16 protein-coding genes are annotated in these 19,695 nt (G+C 59.9%); 11 read left to right on the forward strand and 5 right to left on the reverse strand.

What is annotated here, in order from left to right; all coding sequences use genetic code 11:
* Positions 1-55 precede the first annotated feature (55 nt).
* The 5 genes from deoC (at position 56) to JFT66_RS04730 (ending at position 6,025) form a co-directional block, all read left to right on the forward strand.
* Positions 56-739, forward strand: coding sequence for a deoxyribose-phosphate aldolase (gene deoC, locus JFT66_RS04710; RefSeq protein ID WP_153871973.1), 684 nt, complete (start codon positions 56-58; stop codon positions 737-739).
* 188 nt (positions 740-927) lie between these two features.
* Positions 928-1,356 carry a hypothetical protein gene (locus JFT66_RS04715; RefSeq protein ID WP_198858867.1) on the forward strand — a complete coding sequence of 143 codons (429 nt, stop codon included), beginning with the start codon at positions 928-930 and terminating at the stop codon, positions 1,354-1,356.
* Between the two features lie 662 nt (positions 1,357-2,018).
* Positions 2,019-2,540 (forward strand): sigma-70 family RNA polymerase sigma factor, encoded by a 522-nt coding sequence (locus tag JFT66_RS04720; RefSeq protein WP_034119577.1) that lies wholly within the window; start codon positions 2,019-2,021, stop codon positions 2,538-2,540.
* On the forward strand, positions 2,537-3,511 hold the full coding sequence (locus JFT66_RS04725; RefSeq protein ID WP_332875112.1) for a FecR domain-containing protein: 975 nt from the start codon (positions 2,537-2,539) through the stop codon (positions 3,509-3,511). The genes JFT66_RS04720 and JFT66_RS04725 overlap by 4 nt, the downstream gene beginning before the upstream one ends.
* 174 nt (positions 3,512-3,685) lie before the next feature.
* Complete coding sequence (locus JFT66_RS04730; protein ID WP_198858944.1) at positions 3,686-6,025, forward strand: TonB-dependent receptor; 2,340 nt, start codon at positions 3,686-3,688, stop codon at positions 6,023-6,025.
* Between the two features lie 180 nt (positions 6,026-6,205).
* On the opposite strand, the gene JFT66_RS04735 is transcribed toward JFT66_RS04730, so the two are convergent.
* Both JFT66_RS04735 and JFT66_RS04740 read right to left on the reverse strand, forming a co-directional pair.
* The gene (locus JFT66_RS04735; protein WP_153839717.1) at positions 6,206-7,306 is read right to left on the reverse strand and encodes a polyamine ABC transporter substrate-binding protein; all 1,101 of its coding nucleotides are present in this window, start codon (positions 7,304-7,306) and stop codon (positions 6,206-6,208) included.
* Positions 7,307-7,345: 39 nt separating this feature from the next.
* Positions 7,346-8,161: a carbon-nitrogen hydrolase family protein gene (locus JFT66_RS04740; RefSeq protein ID WP_034119575.1), complete on the reverse strand. Its 816-nt coding sequence runs from the start codon at positions 8,159-8,161 to the stop codon at positions 7,346-7,348.
* 124 nt (positions 8,162-8,285) lie between these two features.
* On the opposite strand from JFT66_RS04740, the gene JFT66_RS04745 reads away from it, so the two are divergent.
* Positions 8,286-9,068, forward strand: coding sequence for a helix-turn-helix transcriptional regulator (locus JFT66_RS04745; RefSeq protein WP_153839718.1), 783 nt, complete (start codon positions 8,286-8,288; stop codon positions 9,066-9,068).
* 4 nt (positions 9,069-9,072) lie between these two features.
* On the opposite strand, the gene JFT66_RS04750 is transcribed toward JFT66_RS04745, so the two are convergent.
* On the reverse strand, positions 9,073-10,176 hold the full coding sequence (locus JFT66_RS04750; protein ID WP_198858868.1) for a DmpA family aminopeptidase: 1,104 nt from the start codon (positions 10,174-10,176) through the stop codon (positions 9,073-9,075).
* 239 nt (positions 10,177-10,415) lie between these two features.
* Here JFT66_RS04750 and JFT66_RS04755 point away from each other — a divergent pair, with 239 nt between their 5' ends.
* Complete coding sequence (locus JFT66_RS04755; RefSeq protein ID WP_034119572.1) at positions 10,416-11,336, forward strand: AraC family transcriptional regulator; 921 nt, start codon at positions 10,416-10,418, stop codon at positions 11,334-11,336.
* On the opposite strand, the gene JFT66_RS04760 is transcribed toward JFT66_RS04755, so the two are convergent.
* Positions 11,333-12,082 (reverse strand): SDR family NAD(P)-dependent oxidoreductase, encoded by a 750-nt coding sequence (locus JFT66_RS04760; RefSeq protein ID WP_034119571.1) that lies wholly within the window; start codon positions 12,080-12,082, stop codon positions 11,333-11,335. The genes JFT66_RS04755 and JFT66_RS04760 overlap by 4 nt on opposite strands.
* A 320-nt stretch (positions 12,083-12,402) precedes the next feature.
* On the opposite strand from JFT66_RS04760, the gene JFT66_RS04765 reads away from it, so the two are divergent.
* The 4 genes from JFT66_RS04765 (at position 12,403) to JFT66_RS04780 (ending at position 19,368) form a co-directional block, all read left to right on the forward strand.
* Complete coding sequence (locus JFT66_RS04765; RefSeq protein WP_198858869.1) at positions 12,403-13,611, forward strand: MFS transporter; 1,209 nt, start codon at positions 12,403-12,405, stop codon at positions 13,609-13,611.
* Between the two features lie 71 nt (positions 13,612-13,682).
* On the forward strand, positions 13,683-14,798 hold the full coding sequence (locus tag JFT66_RS04770; protein WP_153839720.1) for an efflux RND transporter periplasmic adaptor subunit: 1,116 nt from the start codon (positions 13,683-13,685) through the stop codon (positions 14,796-14,798).
* Between the two features lie 18 nt (positions 14,799-14,816).
* A complete protein-coding gene (locus JFT66_RS04775) occupies positions 14,817-17,918 on the forward strand; it encodes a MexW/MexI family multidrug efflux RND transporter permease subunit (protein WP_198858870.1) in 3,102 nt (1,033 codons plus the stop codon).
* 10 nt (positions 17,919-17,928) lie between these two features.
* Positions 17,929-19,368 (forward strand): efflux transporter outer membrane subunit, encoded by a 1,440-nt coding sequence (locus JFT66_RS04780; RefSeq protein ID WP_198858871.1) that lies wholly within the window; start codon positions 17,929-17,931, stop codon positions 19,366-19,368.
* A gap of 52 nt (positions 19,369-19,420) precedes the next feature.
* Here the strand turns inward: JFT66_RS04780 and JFT66_RS04785 are convergent, their stop codons facing one another.
* Positions 19,421-19,669: a CsbD family protein gene (locus JFT66_RS04785; protein WP_198858872.1), complete on the reverse strand. Its 249-nt coding sequence runs from the start codon at positions 19,667-19,669 to the stop codon at positions 19,421-19,423.
* Positions 19,670-19,695 lie beyond the last annotated feature (26 nt).

Raw genomic sequence — 19,695 nt, forward strand, 5'->3', positions numbered from 1 at the left:
CGCCGTGGCAAGTGGCCACACGATCATTGGCAACATACAGGCAAGGGCACGTTAAATGAATACGCTTCAACCCGCAGCATTGGCCAAGTACATCGATCACACCTTGCTGGCGCCTGACGCCTCCCGTGAACAGATTCGCACGTTGTGCGAAGAAGCCCAGGAACACGGCTTTTATTCGGTGTGCCTGAACTCGGCGCAGGTGCCTTACGCCGCCTCATGCCTGACTGACGATAGCGTGGTGATTTGTGCCGTGGTGGGCTTCCCATTGGGCGCCGGCCTGAGCGAGACCAAGGCGTTTGAAGCCGAACGAGCGATTGCCGCCGGGGCAGGGGAGATCGACATGGTGCTCAATATCGGCTGGTTGAAAGAGGGCCTGCTCGAGGCGGTACGCGACGACATCGCCATGGTGCACACAGCCTGCGGCCCTGTACCGCTGAAGGTCATCCTGGAAACCTGCCTGCTCAACGACGAACAAAAAGTCCAGGCGTGCGAAATCTGCCGAGACTTGGGCGTGGCATTCGTCAAGACATCCACAGGGTTCAGCCGAAGTGGCGCCACGCTGGAAGACGTTGCACTGATGCGCAAAACCGTGGGCAACGGCGTTGGGGTCAAAGCCTCAGGTGGCGTGCGTGATTATCCAACGGCGGTGAAGATGATTGAGGCAGGGGCTACACGCTTGGGCAGCAGTTCGGGGGTCGCGATCGTGGGTGGAGCGGTGACAGCGGCGAGTGGTTACTGAGGCTCCTTGATATAACTCAACTAAATAGTCATTTAGTTTAGTTATATCAATAGGTTATACCGCAAGAGCAGAGCTGACTCATCCTTTACGCTAGTGTGAGTGCATGCGCGATACTCCACATTTGGCATCATAAAGGGACGGTCTATATGCAGGGAAGGCTTGCGTCAGGTCTGTGGGTGGCATGTTTGGTGACCAGTGCTACGGCGCTGGCGGATGAACTACCGCGTAGCGAGCAGTTAAAAGCATTCCGCGCTGCTGGATTTAACCAACAGACGTCGGAGTGCGAAATCGAGACAACAGGTAGCTACACGCCGGCAACCATGGAGCTGGTTGAGGACCTGAACGGTGACGGCCGGCCGGATGCGTTGATTACCGAAGGCAGCACTGACTGTTATGGGCAAGCGGGCACTGGATTTTATCTAGTCAGTCAGCAGTCTGACGGTCACTGGAAACTCATGCTCGAAGAAAGCGGTGTCGCTGAGTTTCTCGCTAGCAAAGGCAGTAATGGTTGGCCTGATGTCGAGGTCGGCGGCCCGGGCATTTGTTTCCCAGTACTTCGTTACGACGGGCAGCGTTATCGATTTCACCACAGTGTTGGTGAACGGTGTGCTGACTAGCGGTAAACGTCCGATGGCCCAAAGCTCAAACGAATGGCTGCTTTTGAATCTGGCGCGCGGTGGTTCTAGGGTGCTTAGTGAAAAGCAGCCTCCAGAGCCCCTCAGGCCCGTATAGGACTGTTCGCATAATGTATATTATGTTAAACGACAGGTCATGTCATAGATGTTCATGAGCTGCCCAAGCCACTGATTCGACAAACCCGCTTCTGGCGTCCACTCTCTCAACGGGCCATGTACTTCGTGTTCATGGCAAGTCATTGGATGAGGTGGCTGCCGATGAAGCTGTTTCAGTGCCGTTTCTCTTCAGGTCAGCGTGTACCGCTGCTCGTGCAAGCTGGTAATGCAGCGCCGTTGCCCATACTCGTTCCGTTCATCTACGTCCAACTCAAACTCAGGCACCGCGCTTACAACACAGCTACGGCGCATCTGAGCGCGATCGACCGACTCTGTTAAACCAGGTGCTATGGAAGCCGATTTTGCGGCCGATCATTTGCCCTGAGCGCATCGAGTAACGCTGCCTCTCGCCACTGCCAACCTCATCTGTCGGCAGTGGCAACGCCGAGTTCGAAAATCCCCTTACACACTTCTTGCAGCCTAGCCCCGCCGATATATATGATAAGTATTATCATTTGTGATAATTACTCATCCGGCGCCTGCACACCATGCTCTCAAATTCCGAACCGCGCTCCTGCGATGTGGCCGTGCTTTACCGTCAACAGCACAGCTGGCTGCAGAACTGGCTAAGGCGCCGGCTGAACTGCTCGCAAAGCGCGGCAGACCTGGCGCAGGACACATTCATGCGCCTGCTGGCCAAGGAGCAGGTTCCGCAATTGCACGCCCCACGTACCTTCCTGGCGAAAGTGGCGCAGAGCGTTCTGTCCAATCATTACCGTCGGCAAAAACTCGAACGCGCCTACGTTGAGGCGCTCGCTGCGATGCCAGAGCAGGTGGCACCGAGCCTAGAAACCCAGGCGATTTTGCTGGAAACCCTGATTGCCCTGGATGCCGCCCTGGAAGGTCTGGAGCGTCCGGTGCGCGAAGCGTTTCTCTGGTCGCAGGTTGACGGTTTGAGCCACGGCGAAATTGCCGAGCGACTCGACGTGTCGATCACCACGGTCAAGCGTTACATCGTCAAAGCCGGGGCGATGTGCATCATGCTCGATGACAGCCTGGACCTGCTGTGAACGACAACGACAGGCCTTCGATTTCCGGGGACATGGCCGAGCAGGCCATGCATTGGTACCTGGAGCTGCAGGAGCACGACGTCAGCGAAGCGACTCGAGCTGCCTGGATGAACTGGCGTCAGGCGCATCCTTTGCACGAACGCGCCTGGCAGCGGGCCGAGGTTTTCACCCAACGCATGAGTGAGGTCCGCAGCCCGGGCCAACGTGCGCTTGCCCAGGCAACGCTGCGGCCGACGCTGTCACGGCGCGCGGCCATGAAGCAACTCAGCGTATTACTGGCTGCTGGCGCAGGTGCCTGGAGTTTGAAAGACACCACTCTCCTGCAAGACATGACCGCCGATTACCACACTCGGATCGGCGAGCAACGCCGCATCCTGCTCCCCGACAACACACAGGTGCAACTCAACACCGACAGCGCCATCAACGTGGTGTTCGAGCGCGAGAGCCATCGTGTCAAACTGCTGCGTGGCGAGATGCTGATCACCCGCGACAACATTGCCGATGGCCGACTGCTGTCGATCGAGACCGCTGACGGACGACTCGAAGCGACGTTGGCGCGGTTCAGCGTCCGGCAGCGTGCGGGGTTCACTCAGGTGAGCGTTTATCAGGGCACGCTGGTGATCAGCCCTCCCCTGCAACGCCGAGCGCCGGTTGCGCTGAAAGCTGGCGAGCAGGTCAGCTTCAATGATCAGGGCTTGATGTTCCGGCAAACCGTCGCGCTGACTGCCCCTGCGTGGACCCAAGGCATGCTGGTTGCCCAAGGCCTGCGTCTGGCAGATTTCCTCGAGGACGTGAGCCGCTACCGACGCGGGCATCTGGCTTGCGATCCGGCGATTGCGGATATCCGGGTTTCCGGGACATTCCCCTTGGCCAATACCGAGCGAATCATCCTTGCCGTTGCCGACACCCTGCAACTCGACGTCCAGCAATTCACCCGCTACTGGGTCACGCTCAAACCCCGAATGGCCTGACGCTCACATTATTTTGCGCTTGGGTGGTCCGTTTTCGATTCTCGCGAGACTTAAACCCCAGACACTCAATTGAATGGGGAACAACTCGTGGACTTCACCGCACGCAAACGCCAGGGCTGGCACTTTTCACTCAAGCAAAACCTGGCTGGCGCAGTGGTGCAAGGCATCGCCTGCATGACTGCAACCACTCCGATGCTGATGTTGCCGAATTGGGCTGCCGCCGCCGAGCAGACGCAGCAGGACTTCGACATCCCCGCCGGGCCGCTCGCATCGGCATTGAGCCGCTTTGGCCAGACTGCGCACATCCTGCTGTCCTATCCCGCCTCATTGACCGAAGGGCGAACCACGTCTGGACTCAAGGGGCGTTACGATGCGGACCAGGGTTTGGCGATCCTGCTCGCAGGAACCGGCATTGAGAGCAGTCGCGGCAGCAATGACAACTACTCACTGCAAGCCAGTACGGGCGATGCCTTGCAACTGGGTGCGGTGTCGATTTCCGGCAAGGCACCGGGTTCGACCACCGAAGGCACCGGACTCTACACCACCTACTCGTCCAGTAGCTCGACACGCCTGAACCTCACCCCGCGGGAAACCCCGCAATCGCTGACGGTCATGACTCGCCAACGTCTGGACGACCAGCGCCTGACCAACCTTACCGATGCCATGGAAGCCACGCCCGGCATCACGGTCGTGCGCGATGGCCTGGGGTCGGAGACTGACGCCTACTGGTCGCGCGGCTTTGCGATTCAGAACTATGAGATCGATGGCGTTCCCACCAACACCCGCCTCGATAACTATGCGCAAAGCATGGCGATGTACGACCGTATCGAAATCGTGCGTGGCGCCACCGGTTTGATCAGCGGCATGGGCAACCCCAGCGCGACCATCAACCTGATCCGCAAACGCCCCACCGCCGAAGCCCAGGCCAGCGTGACCGGTGAGGCCGGCAACTGGGATCGCTATGGCACCGGTTTCGACGTATCCGGGCCGCTGACCGAAACGGGCAATGTTCGTGGGCGATTCGTCGCCGACTACAAAACCGAAAAAGCCTGGATCGACCGCTATAACCTGCAATCGCAACTGATCTACGGCATCACCGAGTTCGACCTGACCGAAGACACGTTGCTGACCATGGGCTTCAGCTATCAGCGCACCGACGTCAACTCGCCGCTGCGCTCCGGCCTGCCGACCCGCTTCAGCACCGGTGAGCGCACCAGCCTCAAACGCTCGATCAACGCCGCACCGGACTGGTCGTATAACGATCACGAGCAGACCAGTTTCTTCACCTCCATTGAGCAGCAAATGGGCAATGGCTGGAGCGGCAAGATCGAACTCACCCACGCCGAAAACCAATTCGACGAGCTGTTCAACTTCGCCATGGGCGATCTCAACAAAGATGGCAGCGGTCTTTCGCAGTTGCCGGTGCGCTTCTCCGGCACACCGCGCCAGGACAACCTCGACCTCTACGTCACCGGCCCGTTCGGCCTGTTCGGGCGAGATCACGAACTGATCACCGGCATGACTTTGTCCAAGTACAAAGAGAACGTACCGGGCTGGGGTGGCTGGCGTCACGACTACGCCGGGTCACCGGCGGGCGCCATCGACAACCTGTACAACTGGGAGGGTAACTCTGCCAAACCGGAGTTCACCGAGAGCGGCAAGTCGTCGATCGACGAACACCAATACGCCGCTTACCTGACCTCGCGATTCAGCGTCATGGATGATCTGAGCCTGATCCTCGGCAGCCGCGTGATCAACTGGAAGCGCGACACCTCGGACCGACCTTACGGTGGTGAAGAAACTGAGGTCAACCGGGAAGAAAACGGAGTGTTTATTCCCTACGCTGGCGTGGTCTATGACCTCAACGACACTTGGTCGGTGTACGCCAGCTACACCAAGATTTTCAACCCGCAAGCGTCATGGGTGACCGACGAACGCAACAAGCCTCTGGACCCAATGGAAGGCAAAGGCTATGAGATCGGCATCAAGGGCACGCATCTGGACGGCAAGCTCAATTCCAGTCTGGCGCTGTTCAAACTGGAGCAGGACAACCTGGCGATCTGGCAACACGATAACGTCTACAGCGCCGAGCAGGACACTACTTCCAAAGGTATCGAACTGGAGCTGAACGGCGAGCTGGCCGAGGGCTGGCAAGCATCTGCCGGGTATGCCTACTCGGTGACCACCGATGCCGACGACCAGCGCATCAGCACCAACCTGCCACGCAATAGCCTCAAGACGTTCACCACCTACCGCTTGCAAGGGCCACTGGACAAAATCACGGTGGGCGGCGGCGTGAACTGGCAGAGCAAAGTGGGCGCCGACCTGCACACCTTCAGCCAGGGCAGCTATGCAGTCACCAACCTGTTGGCGCGGTACGACATCAGCCACAACCTAAGTGCGTCGGTGAACCTGAACAACCTGTTCGACCGCGAGTACTACAGCCAGTCCGGCCTGTACGGTGTCTACGGTGCCCCGCGCAACGTCATGACCAGTTTCAAGTACACCTTCTGACATCGGGTGGATTTCAATGGGTGGATGCAGCGCTGCATGCCTGCATCACCCATCCGCCGACAATCGCTGTCCGCGGCTACGCCTGTCTATCACTGGAGCGATCATAAGGATGTAGCTGCCGAAGGTCGGATCGACCAGACGAGCGGAAAACCTAGTCCCTGAACATTACTTGCCGTTGACTCAAGTACCACTTTTGACCTTACTCCAAACCCGCGTACGCACCCGCTCCAACTTCAGCGGCAACGGCTCTAAAGGAAACAGCGTATCCAGCACCGCTTTCGAAGGATAGACACCGGGATTCTCCCTGACCTTCTCATCCACCAAACTGCGGGCATCCTTATTGGCGTTGGCGTAACTGAGGTAGTTGGAAGACTGCGCGATCACTTCCGGGCGTAGCATATAGTCGATGAATGCAAGCCCTTGCTGAGGGTTCGGCGCGTCGCTGAGCAGTACCAGGCTTTCGACCCAGACCGGCGCGCCTTCTTTGGGGATGCTGTACTGAATCTTCCGGCCACTGCCGGCGGCGTCGGCAGCTTTCCTGGCGTCCATCACCCCGCCGGCCCAGCCCACTACGGCGCAGATGTTGCCGTTGGCCAGATCGGTAATAAACCGTGAAGAATCGAAATAGCGAATGTGCGGGCGCAGCTTGAGCAGCAACGCCTGGGCTTTCACATAGTCATCGGGGTTTTGGCTGTTGTAAGGCAAGCCCAGGTAATGCAAGGCGATGGGGATGATCTCGCCTGGCGCATCGAGCATGGCCACGCCGCATTCGCTTAATTTGGCGAGGTTCTCTTCCTTGAAAATCAAATCCCAGGAGTTGACCGGTGCCTCGGCGCCCAGGATCGCCCGGACTTTATCCACGTCATAACCGATTCCCGTGGTGCCCCACAGGTAAGGCACGGCGTAGCGATTGCCAGGGTCGTTGGTTTGCACCTTCGCCAGAATATCCGGATCAAGGTGAGACAGGTTGGCCAGCTGCGTGCGGTCCAGCTCCTTGAGCACACCGGCTTTGATCAGGTTCGGCAACAGGTCGCCGGTGGCCACTACCACGTCATAGCCGCTGCGCCCAGCCATGAGTTTGCTCTGCATGACCTCGCTGTTATCGAACACGTCATACGCGGCCTGGGTGCCAGTCTGCGCCTGGAAGTTCTTCAGCGTGTCCGGGGCAATAAAGTCGTACCAGTTGTAAATATTGACCTTCGGTTCGGCGGCCTGAGTACACAGCACCACGCTGCTGAAAAACACAGCCAGACTCCATTGCATGCATCGAATGACGATCATGAGAACTCCCGATTATTGTTATGAGGGGGTAAAGCGCGATCAGCGAATCAGCCATTCACGGCGGCCGTCGGCATGTTCCACGGTCTCACCGGGGAGCGTCAGGCGGCGGTCATTGAGGTAGTGATAATCCACGCGGGCGGCGTGGACGTGCGTCAAGTCCAGGCTGATGGTTTGCCGTGTTTCCTCGCGCCCGGCCTCGAACAGCACACGGCCGAACGGGTCGATCACGGCGCTGCCGCCGGCAAACACCAAGCCGTCATCGCCCTGCCCCACGCGATTGACCATCACCGCAAACACCTGGTTTTCCTGGGCCCGCGCCATGATCGCAGTGCGGTGCACCGAGCCGTAAGGGTCCATGTTGCCGTTGGTGACGATGATCAACTCGGCGCCCAGTTGGGCGAGTGCGCGTGCGGTTTCCGGCAGTTCGATGTCGTAGCAGATCAGAATGCCGATACGCACACCTTTGAAAACGACAGTGCCGAAACGGTCGCCGGGCGTGATGTCGCCCCGCTCTGAAGGCCACAGGTGGGTCTTGCGGTAAGCCAATGAAAGCCCATCAGGTGTGATCAATACTGAAGTGTTGTAGAAGACGCCTGCGTCGTTCTCCACCAGGCCGATGACCACCGCAACATTCCGTTCGCGTACGGCCTGTTGCACAGCTTGCAGCGACGGGCCTTCAAGGGTTTCTGCAACCTGCGCCAACTGCTCGCCGGCGACGAAGCCCATCAAGTGGGTTTCAGGGAACACCAGCAGGTCGGTATCTGCGTCGCAATGGGCGATGGCTTCTAAGGCGCGCCTCAAGTTATAAGCGGTATCGCCATCGCGACCGGCTAACTGCATGAGTTCAATCTTCATGGCTGATCCTTGCGTATAGTTGAGGCCGTGCTGACACCGTGTGTACGCAGGCCTGAAACGAGTATGGGCTGTACCCAGGTGGCAAAAAATCACTTCGATGGGGTACCCCCGAATGGGTAGTGAGATGAATCTGACGCTGCAGGATGTGGCTTGGCATGACGCGGTCGGCCGGTTGATCGAGACCCTGGACCGCCCGCATTTCTGGCGATCAATGGCCCGCCTGCTCGGCAGATATGTGCCGATGGACAACTGGGTGGTGCTGATCTTCGGCGCTGGCAGGCCCCAGGTGCTGGCTGAATCCCAAGATGAGGATGGCGGCAGCGATTCGCTGTTCCAGGACTACCTCAAGGGGCTCTACCTGCTTGATCCCTTTTACCTGGCCAATCGGGAGTCGCCCAAAAGTGGACTGTTCCAGCTCGATGATGTCGCTCCCGAATGTTTTGAGCAGACCGATTATTACCAACGCTACTTTCGCCTGAACGTGGTAGCCGACGAGATCCATATAAACGTACAACTGGACCTTGATCGGACCCTGAGCCTTTCACTGGGCAGCCACTGCCGATTCAGCCAGGAGCAAGTCGCCTTACTGCGGCTGATCCAACCATGGGTGGCCGGGTTGATGCGCCAGCGTTGTGTGTTTGAACAGGAAATCAAGCGCATACCGGAGCCGGCACCGGACTGGCAGGAGCGCCTGCAGTCACCCGCGCTGCAAATCAGCGCCGCGTTGTCGACCCGCGAAGCAGAGGTCGCTCAGTTAATGCTCAGTGGCTGCTCGAATAAAGAGATCGCGCGCAAGTTGGCGATCTCGGCCGAGACCGTGAAGGTGCATCGCCGGCATATGTACAACAAGCTGGGGATCAAGTCCCAGTCTGAGCTGTTCCTGTTGTTTCTTCAGGCTCAGGACTAGGCCCTCAAGGCTGCGGTGCCCAACCGACTTTCGCCATCGCCGCCAACAACTGGTCGGGCTTGAGTGCCAGGGCTTTTCTGCCGCGACCTTGCACGTCGTTGGCGGCCAACATCGCGTTGAGGATCGCTTCTTCGACAGCATCTGCGGCGGCCACGAACAAGGCCGTCATGTAGTCGTTGTTGACCATTTTCAATGGTGTCGTCGCGGGGCCCGGATGTCCCAGGTTGGCAACCGGCAGGCCGCTATTGCCGACCGAGAACGCAATGAAAATATCCCCACTGTCGTCTTCCGTGCCGCCGCCGACCCGCGCCAATCCGATACTCGCTCGCTGGGCCAGGCGCGTGCACTGGTGAGGCAGTAACGGTGCATCAGTAGCAATGGTGATCACGATGGAACCCATGCCGGGCACACCGACGTTCACCGGGCCGTCGTAAGGCGAAGGAATGTCTTTCAACACACTGCCCACGGGGTAACCCGCAACGCGTAATGTAGCGCGTACACCATAGTTGGCCTGCACCAGTGCGCCGACGGTCCAACCGCCCTCCTCGCTGCTCAGTACCCGCGATGAGGTGCCAATGCCGCCTTTGAACTCATGGCAGATCATGCCAGTGCCACCGCCGACGCAACCTTCCTGCACCGGACCGCTGCGGGCATCTTCCAGGGCGGCCTGAACATGTTCGGTAATGACGTGTTGGTCCCAGATATCGCTGAGGATGCCGTCGTAGGTTTCGAGCACCACCGGCATGCACCAGTAGGTGTGCTGCTTGCCCATCTCACGCTCGGCGGCCACCAACGCATCACGCACCACGCCGACGCTGTGAGTGTTGGTGTAGGCGATCGGCGTGGTCAGCAGCCCTGCCTCGCGAATCCATTCCAGGCCGGTGGCGTCACCGTTGCCGTTCAATACGTGAACGCCCGCAAAACACGGAGCCAGATGCGCCGCAACCGGACGCGGCTCGATAATGGTCACACCGGTATGCATCGAGCCATCAGCGCTTTCAGCATTGAGGGTGTGGTGGCCGACGCGTACGCCAGGCACGTCGGTGATGGCGTTGAACGCCCCAGGTGTGCCTGAACCGATTGTGATGCCAAGGTCTCGTAAGCGCATGTTTTAACTCTCATTAGTCGAGTGAAGAACGTGCAGGGAGTCTAGGTTGGAGGCTGGCCATTGGCGATAACCCCCTGTTGTTACCCCTGGGGTGTTAGCCAGCCATCGCTGCGGCAATGGCGCGTGGATCTTGGTGCCTAATGCCGCTGATAGGGTGAACCGCCTATTCAAGCGTGAAACCTGGATTAGCTATGGTATAAACTGCTGATTACTTTATTTTCCGTCCAGCCAGGTGATGCATGGATCCTCTGTCCGACGTCCTCTCATTGTTGAGAGTCCGTAATTACCACTCCGCCACACTCTCCTTGGGCGGCGATTGGGCCTTCACCTTTCCCGAGCGCGAAGGCATCAAGTTCACGGCGGTGGTCAAGGGCAACTGCTGGCTGCAAGTGGAGGGCGAACAGCAGCCGCAGCGCCTGCAACAGGGCGATTGTTTTCTCATGACCCGCGGCATGCCTTTTTCTCTGTACAGCGATATGTCCCAACCGGTGATGGACTCCGACGGTCACTTTCAAACCCTGGCGGCGGACGAATTGGCCCTGCATTACGGCGGCGACGACATCCAGTTGGTCGGTGGCCGCTTTGACTTCAGCGGTGTCCCCACCCAGTTGTTGCTCAGCAGCCTGCCCTCACTGGTTCACGTGCAGGCCAATGATCCGCAGGCATCGCTCCTGCGCTGGGCGCTGGAGCGGTTCACTTCGGAGCTACAACAGAAGCGCCCGGGCCGGTCGCTGATGAATGAACACTTGGCGCACCTGATGCTGGTCGAAGTCCTGCGGACCCACCTGGCGACCCTGGACAGCACTGGCATCGGTTGGTTTTACGGCTTGGCCGACCGCAACCTCAGCGTCGCCCTGAGCGCAATCCATGCTGACCCGGCCCATCGCTGGAGCGTCCAGGAACTGGCGCAGTTGGCAACCATGTCGCGCTCGGCATTCGCGTTGCGCTTCAAGCAGGTGGTCGGCGCAGCACCGATGGAGTACCTGACGCACTGGCGCATGTTGCTGGCCAGCGACCGATTGAAAAACTCCGATGACGCCGTTTCTACCATCGCGTTTTCATTGGGCTATGAGTCCGAGAGCGCATTCAGCACGGCGTTCAAACGCGTTATGTCGCAGTCGCCCCGCCACTATGTGCGCGAGCACACCGCCCAGGCTTAATGCAGGCCGCCGCCGATTATCAGGGTTTCACCGGTAATCCAGCTTGCATCCGACGACGCCAGGAACGCGACGGCGGGTGCAATATCCTCGGGCTGTCCGATGCGACCCAGCGGCGTAATGGCTTCGATCTTCTGGCGGAATGCGTCTTCGAAGAAACCGCTGGCATGCACGCCCTCGGTGACCACCAACCCTGGGTTGACCGAGTTGACCCGGATATTCCTGGGCCCCAACTCATTGGCCAGGGTGCGGGTAATGGCGTCGACCGCCGCCTTGGAGGCGGTGTACACCGTCGAGTTGGCCGGTGTAAACGAGGTAACGCTAGAGCTGATGTTGACGATGCTGCCGCCTTCCACATTGAAGACCTCGACCGCGGCCTGAGTACATTGGATCAGCCCCAGGACATTGAGGTTGAATTGGCGGTGGAACTCCTCCTGCGTAATGTCAGCCAACGGGTTGGTCGAATAGACGCCCGCATTGTTGACCAGGATGTCGAGGTGGCCATGCTCATGCACAATGGTTTTGAACAGCGCCTTAAGGTCGGCACTGTTAGAGACATCGGCCTGCACTGCGTAGGCCCTGGCGCCGGTCTGCAGAATCTGTTCGACGACGCGGTCGGCATCCTCACGACTGCTGGCGTAGTTAACAATCACAGTGGCGCCATCCTGGGCCAATTGCTTGGCAATGGCCGCGCCAATGCCCTTGGACGCGCCGGTCACCAGCGCGACTTTCTTGTGTAGCTTTTTCATGTTCACACCCTTCTGTTGCTGGCTGAAAATCAGTGAAACCAGCTTAGGAGCAACTCCCAGGCGGGTTAATAGCCAGTCCTCCAAAAAAGCTTCGTGATCGTCCAGCCGACAACGTCCAGATTGCTTCCCCCCGTTCATTTCGCTTGAGCCGCTTATCCCCATCCCTGGACGATGACGAATAAAGCCTGGGGTTTCGGGCATGGGTGCCAATCGCCCTGGCCCGTATCATTTGCCAATGGGCCAAGCCCACGAAAACCCATCTACATCCCTCTTGCAAACATTCACTCGGCAAAAGCCCTGAGCGCTGGGCTGGGAGACTCATGTCCGTCGATATCACGCAACACAGCTCAAAAGGCCTGTTGTTTTTTCTTGCGCTGTCGCTGACCGCAGCGCTCATGAACAGCAGCGCACCGACGCCGCTGTACCCGTTTTACCAAGACCATCTGCGGCTCAATGCCGTGGACTTGACGTTTATATTCGGTGCCTATGGCGTCGGTGTTTTGCTGGCTTTGATGACCCTGGCGCGCATCGCCGGCCATGTCAAAGACCAGCGTTTTCTGCTGCTTGCGGCCATTGTGCTGGTACTGATCGGCGCTTGGCTGTGCGCTGCATGTGATTCGCTGTGGGCCCTGTGTGCAGCCCGTGCTATTTCCGGGCTCGGTGCGGGGATCATGACCACCGCGGTGAACGTGACGCTGGTCAGGTTCGGCCCACTCGACAACGGCAAGCTGGCGGCGACGCTGGCCACATTGGCAATGATCATCGGACTGGCTCTCGGCCCGGTGCTCAGCGGCGCCGCGTTGCAACTGAACCTGTACCCGGCCAGCCTGCCCTTCTGGTTGATCATGGCCCTGGTGACTGTCGCCGCCCTCGGCGTATTAATGCTCTGGCCGCGCAACGCGACCCAGGCGGACACCCTCGTGCGCCACGAACAGTCGTCGGTACGTGAAGGCTTGCGCGGTATCGGTCGGCCTTTCCACTTGTGTGCGTGGTCGGTGTTTTTCAGCTGGTCGTTCACGGCCTGCATCTTCGTGATCGGCCCCAGCGCTGCCGAACAGCAACTGGGCCTGAGTGATCGCGGAATCTTTGGCTACAGCATGGCCGTTTACCTACTGATTGCTGGCACCAGCCAGTTGTATTGCAAACGTCTGGATGCTGCCCGGGCGCTGCGTTCAGGACTGCTCGCCCAGTGTGCAGCCTTCCTGCTGTTGCTGGCTGCCTTGTCGATCCATTCGCTGACGCTCGCCGCGCTGGCCCTGGTGATCGGCGGCTATGCCTATGGCGCCATCTTTGTCGGCAGTGCGCGGCTGATCAATCAGCTGGCACCTGCCCACTGCCACGCCAAGTTGGTGGCGTATTTCTATATGACGATCTACCTGTTCAACGCGGTGCCCATTCCGCTTGGGCTGCTGGTGGACGCGATCGGGCTTGCCCCGAGCGTCCTCGCCGCCTTGATCTTTTTTCTGGGGCTCGGTGCCGTGTTGGCGGTTCTTGCCACACGGGTCCGACTGCCTCACGCGCATCAATAACCTCGTTGAATGCTCGCCACCGTTGAGCCCTTCGGGCTCTTAATTTGTTGTCTTACGTCAGTACCGGAATCATGAATAAAAAACTCACAGTGTGCGTCACGATTGCCGCAGTGTTCGTCATTGGCGGCGCCGTCGGCCTGTACCGGCAGTCCACCTCCGCTCGACCTACCGAAGTGGCGCCGGCCGCAGCGGTACCGGCCATCCAGGTGGCCGTCGCCACCGCGACCCAGGCCGATATGCCCTACCTGTTGGCAGGCATCGGCGAACTGGAAGCCACCCGGCAAGTGATGGTCACCGCCGAAACCGGAGGCCTGGTGCGTGCCATTCACTTTCAACCCGGCGAGCGGGTAAACGCCGGGCAAACCCTGGTACAGCTTAACGACGCGCCGGAACAAGGCGAGTTGATCCGGCTGCAGGCCCAGGCCACCAACGCCAAGACCCAACTGCAACGCACGCAGCGCTTGCTGCCGCAGCAGGCCGCCACGCAGGAGGAACTGGACCAGGTGCAGTCCACCTATTCCCAGGCGCTGGGCGAAATAATGCGGGTCAAGGCGCTGATCGATCAGAAACGCATCAAGGCCCCCTTCACTGGCGTGCTGGGCGTGCGCAAGGTCAACCTGGGCCAGTTTGTGCAGGCCGGCGATGCGATGGTGTCGCTGACCGACGCGCAGACGCTGTACGCCAATATCACCTTGCCCGAACGTGCATTAGCGCAGCTTAAACCCGGCCAGGAAATGAACGTGAGTGTCGATGCACACCCGCAACGCGTGTTCAAAGGCCGGGTCAGCACCCTTGAGCCGCGCATCGACCCGGGAACCCGCACGGTGCTGGTCCAGGCCACGGTTCCAAACCCAGACAACCTGTTGACACCGGGCATGTACGCCCGTGGTGACGTCCGCCTGCCGGACAAACACGACGTTATCAGCGTGCCTGAAACGGCCGTGAGCTACAGCGCCTACGGTGACTTCGTTTACGCGCTCGAGGGCGCCGACACCCAACTGACCAGCACGGTGCGCCAGGTCTACGTGAAGACCGGTGAACGCTGGGCGGGTCGAGTCGTATTGCTCGACGGCGTGAAAGCCGGTGAGCGCGTGGTCACCTCCGGGCAACTGCGCCTGCGCAGCGGTGCATCGGTACAGGTCGCGTCCCAGGACACCCTCGCGCTCGATCAGGCACCGAACCGCTGATACACCAAGGAACTCAACATGAAATTCACTGACTTGTTCGTACGGCGCCCGGTGTTGGCGCTGGTGGTCAGCACCCTGATTTTACTGATGGGGCTGCTGGCCATAAACAACCTGCCGATTCGTCAGTACCCCCTGACGCAAAGCTCGACGCTGACCATCACCACGCAATACCCCGGTGCTTCACCGCAACTGATGCAAGGCTTCGTCACCCAGGCCATCGCGCAATCTGTTGCCACCGTGGAAGACGTCGACTACATGAGCTCCACGTCGACCCAGGGCAAAAGCGTAATCACCGTGCGCATGAAGCTCAACGCCGACTCCAACAAGGCCATGACCCAGGTGATGGCCAAGGTCAACGAGGTCAAATACCGCTTGCCGGAGCAGGCCTACGACCCCGTCATCGTGAAATCCTCCGGCGAAGCCACGGCGGTGGCCTACGTCGGTTTTTCCAGCCCTACCCTGTCAACCGCGGCCCTCTCGGACTACTTGCAGCGCGTGGTGCAACCGCAGTTGTCGTCCATTGAGGGGGTTGGCAGCATTGACCTCAACGGCGGGCAGAAAATGGCTATGCGCATCTGGCTGGATGCCAATCGCATGGCCGCCCATGGCATTTCCGGCAGCGACGTGGCCCAGGCACTGTTGAACAACAACGTGCAGGCCGCGCCGGGCCAGGCCAAGGGTTTGTATGTGGTATCGGATATCCAGATCAACACCGATCTGGTGGATGTCGCCGAGTTTCGCCAGTTGGTGGTCAAGTCCACTGCTGCCGGTGTGGTGCACCTGAGCGATATCGCCACCGTGGAACTGGGCGCGGCGTCCACCGACACCAGCGCCACCATGGACGGCGTGCAGGCAGTGTTTTTCGGCTTGAATGCTGCGCCCAATGCCAACCCACTGGTGATCGTCAAGAAGCTCAACGAACTGCTGCCGGGGATCCGCGCTAACCTGCCGCCGGACGTAAAAGTCGCCGTGCCGTTTGAGCTGGCGCGCTTTATCAGCGCATCGATCGATGAAGTGGTTGGCACGTTGGGCGAAGCCATCGCCATTGTGGTGCTGGTGATTTTCTTGAGCCTGGGTTCGGCGCGGGCGGTGATTATTCCGGTGGTGACCATTCCCCTGTCGATGCTGGGCGCGGCCGCGTTCATGTCGATGTTCGGGTTCAGCATCAACTTGCTGACCCTGTTGGCCATGGTATTGGCCATCGGCTTGGTGGTGGATGACGCGATCATTGTGGTGGAGAACGTCCACCGTCATATCGAAGAAGGCAAGTCACCCACCCACGCTGCGCTATTGGGTGCGCGCGAAGTGGCGGCGCCCGTGATTGCGATGACCCTGACACTGGCTGCGGTGTATGCGCCCATCGGCCTGATGGGCGGGCTGACCGGGTCGCTGTTCAAGGAGTTCGCCTTTACCCTGGCCGGCTCGGTGGTGGTCTCCGGCATTATCGCGCTGACGCTGTCGCCGGTCATGAGCTCGCTGCTGCTCAACAGCCAGATGAACGAAGGCTGGATGGCGCGTAAGGCCGAGGGCTTCTTCCATCGCCTCGGCAGCGCTTATGGCCGCGTGTTGGATCTGTCGCTGCATCACCGTTGGGTCACGTTCACGATTGCGATCATCGTGCTGATCAGCGTGCCGTGGCTGTACAGCCGCGCCCAGACCGAACTGGCGCCGACCGAAGACCAGTCCACCGTCCTGACGGCCATCAAGTCACCACAGAACGCCAACATCGACTACGTCGAGAAGTTCGGCAAGCAGTGGAACGACGTCATGGTGACCTTGCCGGAACAGAGCAACCTGTGGCTGATCAATGGCAGCAATGGCGTATCCAACAGCATTGGCGGGGTGAATTTCGTCGACTGGGAACAGCGCAAGCGCAATGCCGACCAGATCCAGGGCGACATGCAAAACCGCGCCAACACCATCGAGGGCAGCAACGTCTTTGCCTTCCAGCTGCCGTCTTTGCCCGGATCTACCGGTGGCTTGCCGGTGCAGATGGTGATCAAAAGTGCCGGCGACTACAGCGTGGTCTATGAAGCGATGGAAGCACTCAAGCACGCCGCACGCGAAAGCGGCCTGTTCATGGTGGTGGACAGCGACCTGGACTACAACAACTCGGTGATCAAGATCAAAGTCGATCGCACCAAGGCTAACAGCCTGGGCGTGACCATGAAGGACCTGGGTGACACCCTGGCGGTGCTGGTGGGCGAAAACTACGTCAACCGCTTTGCCATGGACGGCCGGTCCTACGATGTGATCCCGCAGAGTTTGCGCGGCGAGCGGCTGACGCCCGAAGCGCTGTCACGTTTTTATGTGACCAGCGCCACGGGCGGGCAAGTACCGCTTTCCAACCTGGTCAGCGTCTCGACAGGCGTCGAGCCCAATCAACTGACCCAGTTCGACCAGCTCAATTCGGCGATCTTCCAGGCGATTCCTGCCCCGGGCGTTGCCATGGGCGACGCGGTGACGTTCCTCGAAGCGCGAGCCAAACTCCTCCCTCCCGGTTTCACCTACGACTGGCTTTCGGATGCGCGCCAGTATCATCAGGAAAGCGGCGCGCTGGTCATGGCGTTCCTGTTCGCGATCATCGTGATCTACCTGGTACTCGCCGCGCAGTATGAAAGCCTGCGCGACCCGTTGATCATCCTGATCAGCGTGCCGATGTCGATTTGCGGTGCCCTGATTCCGTTAGCCCTGGGCATGGCGACCATCAATATCTACACGCAGATCGGCCTGGTCACGCTGATCGGCCTGATCAGCAAGCACGGCATCCTGATGGTGGAGTTCGCCAATGAAATGCAGGTCAAGCAAGGCCTGGATCGTCGCGAGGCGATTTTGCATTCGGCGAAGATGCGCCTGCGGCCGATCCTGATGACCACGGCGGCGATGGTGGCGGGCTTGATTCCCCTACTGTTTGCGTCCGGTGCTGGCGCCCATAGCCGTTATGACCTGGGCCTGGTGATCGTCGTGGGCATGTTGGTGGGCACGCTGTTTACCTTGCTGGTTTTACCGACCATGTATTCGTTCATTGCCGTCGACCATCGTATGGCGGCCACCACACCCCGCGCCCGTGCGCTGGCCGCTGCCGATGCAGCCGACGCCGCCACGGCCCACCCGGTGTAAGGAGACACACATGCATCCCTTCAATACCTTCGTGCTTCGCCCGCTGGCGCTGCTGGCCTGCTTGGCCTGGATAAGCGGCTGCACCGTCGGCCCGGACTACCGGGCCAGCAACGAGCCTGCGGTACAACTGACTCAAAGCCCCGACGCGGCGTTGTATAGCAACACACGCCTGCAACAGGACTGGTGGCGACAATTCCAGGACCCGCAACTGGATGCGTTGATCGATCAAGCGCTGGCGCGCAACCACGAGCTGCGCATCGCCCAGGCCCGGTTGCTGGAGGCGCGTGCGGTGCTAAACCAGCGTCAGCTGGACCAACTGCCCACGGTGACCGCGAGCGGGGCTTATTCCCGTAGACTGTCCCAGGCCAACCCCGGCCCGAGCGGTGAACGCAACCTTGCCAAGACCTATCAAGCCGGACTGGATGCCCAGTGGGAACTGGACTTGTTCGGCAGGCTGCAGCGCCTGTCGCAAGCGTCTTCGGCACGCGCCGAGGCCGTCGCGGCTGACTTGGCACAAACCCGCATCGTAGTGACCGCCGACATCGCCCGTCACTACTTCGAACTGCGCGGCGCGCAACGCCAACTGGCGGTGGCCCGCGCCAACCTGCACAACCAGGAGCGGACAGTCGAACTGGTCCAGGGCCGAGTAGATGCCGGACGCGGCACGGCCGACGAGCTGGCCAGCGCCATGGCCGAGCGCGCACGGGTGCAGGCCACATTGCCGGGCCTGGAAACCCGTCAAGCACTCAGCCGTTATCGACTCGCCGTATTGACCGGATCGCGGCCCAGCGACCTGCAAGCGTTGACCAAACTGGAAACCTTGCCGGCTCTGGTCACACGCTTGCCGATCGGCCAGGTCAGCGACTTACTGCGCCAGCGTCCCGATGTTGCCAGCGCCGAACGCGCGTTGGCGGCCTCGAACGCGGACATTGGTGCAGTGACTGCCGAGCTATACCCACGGATCGACCTGGGTGGTTTCCTCGGTTTTGTGGCCTTGCGCGGTGGGGATCTGGGTGACAGCGGCAGCCGCGCGTTCAGCGTGATGCCCTCGGTCAGTTGGCCGGCCTTGCACCTGGCCAGCGTCAAGGCCCGGCAGCGCGAAGCCCAGGCGCGAGAAGTGGGCAGTCGGGCGCGTTATGAGCAAGTGGTGCTGAATGCGATTGAGGAAGTCGAGGGCGCGCTGACGACCTATAGCTTGTCGCAGCAACGGGTTCGTAGCCTGGCTGAAGCAGCCGCGCAGAGTGAACGCGCAGCGCGCTTAGCACATGCGCGATATGAGGCCGGCGGCGCGACGTATCTGGTAGAGCTGGACGCACAGCGCACGCAGTTGAACGCGCAGGATGCGCTGGCACAGGCTGAAACTGCGTCGTATCTCAATGTAGTGCTGGTTTATAAGGCACTGGGTGGCGGCTGGCGTGCGCCCTCGTACTCTCTAGATAAACAACCCTAGGGAGCACGAGGGAAAGTTACGGGAGAACCCATTCAAGGTTTTCCCTCCCGGCTCAGCGGCGCAGGAGACGGTCCAGCACCAGCAAAGCCACTGCACCGATCGCGATCGCGGCAACTGGCTTCTCTTTAACGAACGTAGATACGCTGTCCAGTGCGTCGCCGTAAGCTTGGGTCAGTTGACCAGCAGCTTGGCGACCGGCGCCTTCAGCTTCCAGCTTCGAATCGCCAAACAGTTTCCCAACGGCGCTCTGCGCCTTGCCGGCGACCTTTTCTGCAACACCTTCCACTTGTTCACTCTTCATAATTCACCAGACCTTAGCGTGTGATT

The organism is Pseudomonas sp. MF6755, from assembly GCF_016405635.1.
Classification (GTDB): domain Bacteria; phylum Pseudomonadota; class Gammaproteobacteria; order Pseudomonadales; family Pseudomonadaceae; genus Aquipseudomonas; species Aquipseudomonas haemolytica.